Origin of the sequence: Burkholderia paludis (assembly GCF_000732615.1) — a bacterium.
Lineage (GTDB): Bacteria > Pseudomonadota > Gammaproteobacteria > Burkholderiales > Burkholderiaceae > Burkholderia > Burkholderia paludis.
In genome coordinates, this window is record NZ_JPGL01000026.1 from 115464 (window position 1) to 122324 (window position 6861).

Below are 6861 nucleotides of genomic sequence, written 5' to 3' on the forward strand. Positions count from 1 at the left end.
GGCCTCCGGCGCCCGGCCGCGTCACGCCCGCATCGTACGGTGCGCGCCCACGTTCATCGCCAATCGTCATGGTCGACCTTGAAGAACAGCTGCACGTCGCGCAGACGCAATACGCGGGCGATCCACGCAATCCGGCGATTCTGCACCGGATCTGCGAGCTGCTGACCGCCCTGCGGCGCGAGGAAGCCATGCTCCCGTGGGCCGACCGCGCGCTGGCGCTCGATCCGCACGACACAGCTTTCCTGACCCGGCGCGCCGACGCGCTCTATCTGCTGGGCCGCTATGTCGAGGCGGCGGATACGTGGAGGCGCGACCCGTCGCGGCACAGCCGCCCCGAACTCTTCCGCTTGCGGCTGGGCATGAGCCTGATGATGGCCGGCGATCTCTCGCAGGCCATCGCGTTGCTCGGCGAAGCCTGGCGGATGGCGGCGTCCGGTCAGGGCGGGATGGCCGCATCGATCGGATTTGCGATGGGAGAGGCGATGCTCAAGGCGGGCGATCCGCGCGGCTTCGCGTATTGGCGCATGCGTGACGACGTGCCCCGCCTGTCCTGCAACTACCGACCGGCCGGCATCCCCGTATGGGACGGCGAGGCGGATGTGCGCGGCAAGCGCGTGCTGGTCACGCATGAACACGGTTTCGGAGACAACTTCCTGCTGGCCGCCTGCGTGACCGACTGGCTGGCCGCGGGGGCGCACGTGATGCTCACCTGCCATCCGCAGAGCCACGCGCTCATGCAGGCGTCGCTGCCGCAGTGCGAGGTGGTCAGCGCGCCCAACCCGACGCGGTTTCACGCGCCGTTGCCCGGCGGGCTGCAAGCGCGCGCGGACCGGTTCGCGCCGGACCTGCATGCGACGCTGCTGCACTTGCCGATGCTGAAGGCGCGGCAGTCATCCACGCCGCAACGATGGTTCGAGCCCTACCTTCAGGTGCCGCCGGACAAGCAGCGGATCGCCGCCGAATGGGCCGCGCGATTGCGCGAACGGCATCCGGAGAAGCGGCTGATCGGGCTGTTCTGGGATTGCGTTCAACGACACTGGCCCGAACAGGGCGCCACCATCCGGTGCTGGGCCGCGCGCCGCAGCCTGCCGCTCGACGCGATCGACGCGCTCGTCGGGCCCCCCGCCACGGCGGAGCGCGTGCATTTCGTGAACCTGCATCATCCCGCCGCCGAGGCGTTGGCCGGCACGCCGGCCGGCAACGTCAGCCGCTACCTGCCCGGCATCCGGGATTTCGGCGACACGGCGGCATGCATCGCGCAACTGGACGCCGTGATCGCCGTCGATTCGGGGGTGGCCAACCTGGCCGCCATGATGGGCGTGCCGACATGCGTACCGACCCACCTCTCCGGCGACTGGCGCTGGGGCGTCGAGGGCGCCGCGAGCCCGTGGATCGGAAACGCGACCGCGTTGCGACAGACCCGCGAAGGCGACTGGCGCGACGTGATGCAAGGCATCGACGCGTGGCTCATGCTCGACGTTCCCGCGCCGGTGTCGTGACCCAGGCTGGGTTCCCGATGCGCCGGTGGCGCGGTGCAACGCCTGCCGCAGGCAGACGGTGGCGGGTCGCGCCAACCTCCCGCCATGACGCATGCCGGCGCCCCCGCGCCGGGAAGCTTCCCGGATCGGGGGCGCCGTTCCATCGAGCCTCCGCCGACACCGACGAAGGCCCGGGCCCGTCGCTCAATGCACGCCGAGATAGGCCTTCACCGCCGGCAGCCCCGGCTTGCCGTCGAGCGTCGTCACGCCGGCGAGCCACTTGTCGAGCGCCTGCGGGTTGGCCTTCAGCCATTCGGCGGCCGCCTTGTTCGGGTCTTCCTTGTTCATGATCGGCACCATCACGTGGTTCTCGATCGCGGTCGTGAACTGCAGGTTCGACACGAACTTCGCGACGTTCGGGCAGCGCTGCGAGTAGTCGGGCGGCGTCGCCGTCAGCACCTTCGCTTCGCCGTAGTTCGGCCCGAACACGTCGTCGCCGCCGGTCAGGTAGTCGATCTTCATCTGCACGTTCATCGGATGCGGCTCCCAGCCGAGGAACACGATCCACTGCTTGTCGCGGATCGCGCGATTCACCTCGACCAGCATCCCGGCCTCGCTCGACTCGACCAGCTTGAACTTGCCGAGGCCGAACTGGTTGCCGTCGATCATCTTCTTGATCAGCGCATTGCCGTCGTTGCCCGGTTCGATCCCGTAGAGCTTGCCGTTGAGCTTGTCCGCGAACTTCTGGATGTCCGCGAACGACTTCAGGCCGCCCTGGTACACGTAGTCGGGCACCGCGAGCGTGTATTTCGCGCCGGTCAGGTTCGGCGTCGCGAGCACCTTGATCGTGCCGGCCTTCGTGAACGGCTGGATGATCGGGTCCATCGTCGGCGACCAGTAGCCGAGGAACACGTCGATCTGCTTGCTCTTGATCCCCGCGAACGTGATCGGCACCGATGCGATCGTCTTCGTCGGGCTGTAGCCGAGCCCCTGCAGCATCGTCGACGCGAGGCCCGTGGTCGCCGCGATGTCGGACCAGCCGACATCCGCGAAGCGCACGTTCTTGCATACGGGGGGATCGGCCGCGTACACGGCCGACATCGGTGCGGTCATCCCGACCCCGCACACCGCTGCGATCAATAGGCGCTTCATCCTGCTTCTCCTCAAAGTGATGTCGTTTGCTTGCTTGATTGCGGGATCGTTTATCGAAGCCGCGCGCCGCGATCCCGGCGGCGTCGCGGACGTAGGTCCGGTCAGCGCCCCGGCAACCGGCGCTCGTAGCTCGGCGCATGGCCGAACTGCGCGCGGTAGGCCTTGCTGAAATGACACGGCGAATGAAAGCCGCAGACCGTCGTCACGCGCGCGATCGACGCGTCGGTCGTGCGCAACAGGTCGCGCGCGCGCTTCAGGCGCAGCGTCAGGTAATAGTGGGTCGGCGACACGTTCAGGTACACCTTGAACATCCGCTGCAGGTGCCGCTGCGACAGCCGCACGAGCCGCGCAAGCTCCTCGAGCGACAGCGGCTCCTCGATGTTCGCCTCCATCAGCCGCACGACCTCGATCAGCTCCGCGCGCGAGAAGCCGACGCGTGCATCGACCGGGATCGGCTGCGTATCGGTCGAGCTGCGGATGCGCTCCAGGATGAACTGCTCCGACACCTGCGCGGCAAGCTGCTGGCCGAACCGCATGCCGACGAGGTTCAGCATCAGGTCGAGCGGCGCGGTGCCGCCGGTGCAGGTCAGCCGGTCGCGATCGACCACGAACAGCTCGTCGGCGAAGCCGACCTGCGGAAACTCCGCGTGCAGCGCGGACAGATTCTCCCAGTGCACGGTGCAGCGATAGCCGTCGAGCAGCCCGCCCGACATCAGCGCATACGCGCCCGTGCAGATGCCGCCGAGCGGCAGCCCGCGCTCCGCGAGCGCCGCGAGCGTTTCGCGCGCGCGCTCGTCGACCACGTCGCGGATGCGGATGCCGCCGCACACGATCATCACGTCGGGCAGGTTCGCGTAGTCGAGCGCCTGCGTGGGCCGCACCGCGATGCCGTTGCTCGCGCGCGCCGGCGCGCCGTCGAGCGAGTAGATCGACCACGCGTAGTGGTCGGCGCGCGCCACGTAGTTCGCCATCCGAAGCACCTCGACGGCGCTCGAGAACGCGATCATCGAGAAGTTCGGCAGCGTCAGGAAGCCGAAATGGGCGAGGGACGAAACCGGTGAAACGCAGGCGGCGGGCGCAACAGCGACGGCGGACGTCACATCGGTCTCCTGGCGGCGAGGTTGCAGGGAGCCAGCCCCGCGGCCGGTGCCGCGGAAGCCATCATCGAATCGGGGGGAAGCGGCCGGGTCGATCCGGCCGCGGGTCGCTCGCGGTTATGCGTGCGCGGCCTTCACGCGGAACAGCTGCTTGAGGCCCGAGAACAGCGGCGCCTTCACGGTGCCCGGCGCACGGCCGAAGCTTTCGGTGATGCGGTCGAGAATGATCGCGAGCAGCACGACCGACAGGCCGCTCTCGAACCCGAGCCCGATGTCGAGGCGCTGGATGCTCGCCAGCACGTCGTTGCCGAGACCGCCCGCGCCGACCATCGACGCGATGATCACCATCGACAGCGCCATCATGATCGTCTGGTTCACGCCCTGCATGATCGACGGCAGCGCGTTCGGGAACTGCACCTTGTACAGCAGTTGCCACGGCGTGCAGCCGAAGGCCTGGCCGGCCTCGACGATCTCGCGGTTCACGTGGCGGATGCCGAGGCTCGTCAGGCGCACGGCCGGCGGCATCGCGAAGATCACCGTGGACAGGATCCCCGGCACGCGGCCGAGACCGAACAGCATCGCGGCCGGAATCAGGTAGACGAACGCGGGCATCGTCTGCATCAGGTCGAGGATCGGACGCACGATCGCGGCGACCCACTTGCTCTTCGCGGCCCAGATGCCGAGCGGGATGCCGAGCACGAGGCTGATGATCGTCGACGACAGCGTGAGGCCGAGCGTGATGACCGTCTGGTCCCAGAAGCCCGTCGCGAAGATCAGCAGCAGCGACGCGGTGGTGAACAGCGCGAAGCGCCAGCCCACCCGCCACAGCCCGACGCCGATGAAGATCGCCATCATCAGCCACATCGGGATCGCCTGCAGGCTGTGCTCGACGAATGCCGCGAGACCCTCGATCGCCTGGCCGATCGTGTCGAACGTCTTCGCATCGTGGTCGAGCAGGTAGTGAACGGACTGGTCGACCCAGCTGCCGAGCGGAATCATTTCAGACATGGGAGCCTCGCGAACGCGTGATGGCCTTCAGGATGAGCGCACGATCGACCGAGCCGCAGTAGCAGCCCTCGTCGTCGACGACGGGCAGTGCATTCGGGTTCGCGACCACGCGCGCGACGACATGCTCCAGCGACGCATCGAGCCGGATGCTTTCGATCGGCCGCACCGACGGCGTGGCCTGGCCGATCGCGTCGCGCGTGACGAAGCCGCGAAGCTTGCGTTCGGCGTCGAGCACGAACGCGTATTCGGCGCTGCCGTTCAGCGTCGCCGCGACGTTCGCGGCATCGCACTTCGACACGATCGGCACGGCGCCCGTCTGCATCAGGTCGCCGGCCGTGAGGTAGCGGCTGGTGTCGATGCCGTCGAAGAACGCGCGCACGTAGTCGTCGGCCGGGTTCGCGATGATGTCCTGCGGCGTGCCCACCTGCACGAGCCGGCCGCCCTCCATGATCGCGATGCGGTTGCCGATGCGCAGCGCCTCCTCGAGATCGTGCGACACGAACATGATCGTGCGGCGCTGTTCCTTCTGCAGTTGCAGCAGCACGTCCTGCATTTCGCGGCGCTTGAGCGGATCGAGCGCGGAGAACGCCTCGTCCATGATCATCAGCGACGGGTTCACGGCCAGCGCGCGGGCGAGGCCGACGCGCTGCTGCATGCCGCCCGACAGCTCGGACGGCAGCTTGTGCGAAAACGGCGCGAGGCCGACCTGCTCGAGCACGTCCATCGCACGGCGCTCGCGCTCCTTCTTGCCGACGCCCGCGACCTCGAGGCCGAATGCGGCGTTCGACACCACGGTGCGATGCGGCATCAGCGCGAACGACTGGAACACCATGCTCATGTCCTTGCGGCGCAGCGCGGTCAGTGCCGAGCGGCGCGCCGACGCGACGTCGAGCCCGTCGATCGTCACCTTGCCGGCGCTCGGATCGACCAGCCGGTTCACGAGGCGGATCAGCGTGGACTTGCCGGAGCCGGACAGGCCCATCAGCACGAAAATTTCGCCTTCCTGCACATCGAAGGACACGTTGTGCACGCCGACGACCTGACCGGTGCGCTTGAGCACCTCGTCCTTCGTCGCGCCGGCGGCGAGCATGTCGAGCGCCTGCTGCGGATTGCTTCCAAACACCTTGCACAGACCTTCGACTACGACCTTGGGGGCATCCATCGAAACCTTCTCCTCGTGTAGCGGGGACTCACGCGTGTCATAGCGTGCCTACATAGTTGCCAGAAAAAACCCCGACCTGCCGACGAATTACGACAAACGCTTGCGCAAATGCGACACGGCCGTCAGCCCCGCCCGGCGGGGCGCGGCACGCGGCGGCACCCGATTGCGGCGGCGCAATACGCGCACGGCCAGCAACGGCGGGCATCGCACACCGGACTTGTGCGCAGCAGCGGGCCGCGCATCGCGCCGAATCTTGCGCCCATGCGCATCCGGCGCAGGTCGTTTTGCGACAATTTCACGTCCGATCCGAAGCCGGGCGGTTCAGACGAAAGCACGGACCGCATTCGCCGATGAAAAGCATGACCGTGCGGAAAGGCGCCTGACGACACCGGAAGACGCATCCCGCGATACCGCGCCAACCGGGAAAATCCGCTCAGGCCGCTGTGATACATTCCCCGCCAACAGGCTGAGCGCGCGCAGGCCGCCGCGCCAGCCACCGCTGTTCGCCGCGCCTGCCGGTTCGCCTGCCGGCCTTGCCGGCACCGCCTCGATCGGCAGGCGTCCGGCCGACGGCCGATAACGATACGAGAGAGGGAGCAAGGCGAGATGAATTGGGCGTTTACCGCAATCGGCTTCATCGTGGGCGGGATTGCCGCATTGATCGGGGATTTCTCCGCCGCCAACGGCGCACTGCTCGGCGCCGCGATCGGGTTCTGTCTCGATCACACGCGGCAACAGCGCAAGCGCAAGGCCGCGGCATCCGCGCCGCACGCGATGCAGCAACCGCCCGCGGCCCCGAACGTCCCGCTCGCCGATCGCGTCGCGCGCCTCGAAGCGACCGTCGAGACGCTGACGCGCGAGATCGCGTCGCTGCGCGGCCAGTTGGCCGGCACGCAGGCCGGTTCGGCAACGACCGGCGCCACGGCGTTCACGCCCGCGGGCGCCGCCGGCACCACATCCGTCC

At 68.2% G+C, this 6861-nt stretch carries 4 protein-coding genes and 2 pseudogenes; 2 read left to right on the forward strand and 4 right to left on the reverse strand.

All coding sequences use genetic code 11. From position 1 onward, the window contains the following. Positions 1-68 precede the first annotated feature (68 nt). Complete coding sequence (locus GQ56_RS0117885; RefSeq protein WP_031399964.1) at positions 69-1499, forward strand: hypothetical protein; 1431 nt, start codon at positions 69-71, stop codon at positions 1497-1499. Between the two features lie 183 nt (positions 1500-1682). Here GQ56_RS0117885 and GQ56_RS0117890 read toward each other — a convergent pair whose 3' ends face one another. The 4 genes and pseudogenes from GQ56_RS0117890 to GQ56_RS0117905 form a co-directional block, all read right to left on the reverse strand. Beyond that, complete coding sequence (locus GQ56_RS0117890; protein WP_031399965.1) at positions 1683-2630, reverse strand: choline ABC transporter substrate-binding protein; 948 nt, start codon at positions 2628-2630, stop codon at positions 1683-1685. Between the two features lie 101 nt (positions 2631-2731). Then, positions 2732-3730 carry a GlxA family transcriptional regulator gene (locus tag GQ56_RS0117895; RefSeq protein WP_031399966.1) on the reverse strand — a complete coding sequence of 333 codons (999 nt, stop codon included), beginning with the start codon at positions 3728-3730 and terminating at the stop codon, positions 2732-2734. A 114-nt stretch (positions 3731-3844) separates the two neighbouring features. Further along, positions 3845-4735 (reverse strand): choline ABC transporter permease subunit, encoded by an 891-nt coding sequence (gene choW / locus GQ56_RS0117900; protein WP_031399967.1) that lies wholly within the window; start codon positions 4733-4735, stop codon positions 3845-3847. After that, positions 4728-6041 (reverse strand): annotated as a pseudogene (locus tag GQ56_RS0117905) (quaternary amine ABC transporter ATP-binding protein); the annotation flags it as partial. The pseudogene GQ56_RS0117905 and the gene choW, both read right to left, overlap by 8 nt. Positions 6042-6503: 462 nt before the next feature. Here GQ56_RS0117905 and GQ56_RS0117910 point away from each other — a divergent pair. Next, positions 6504-6861, forward strand: a pseudogene (locus GQ56_RS0117910) (DUF2339 domain-containing protein); the annotation flags it as partial.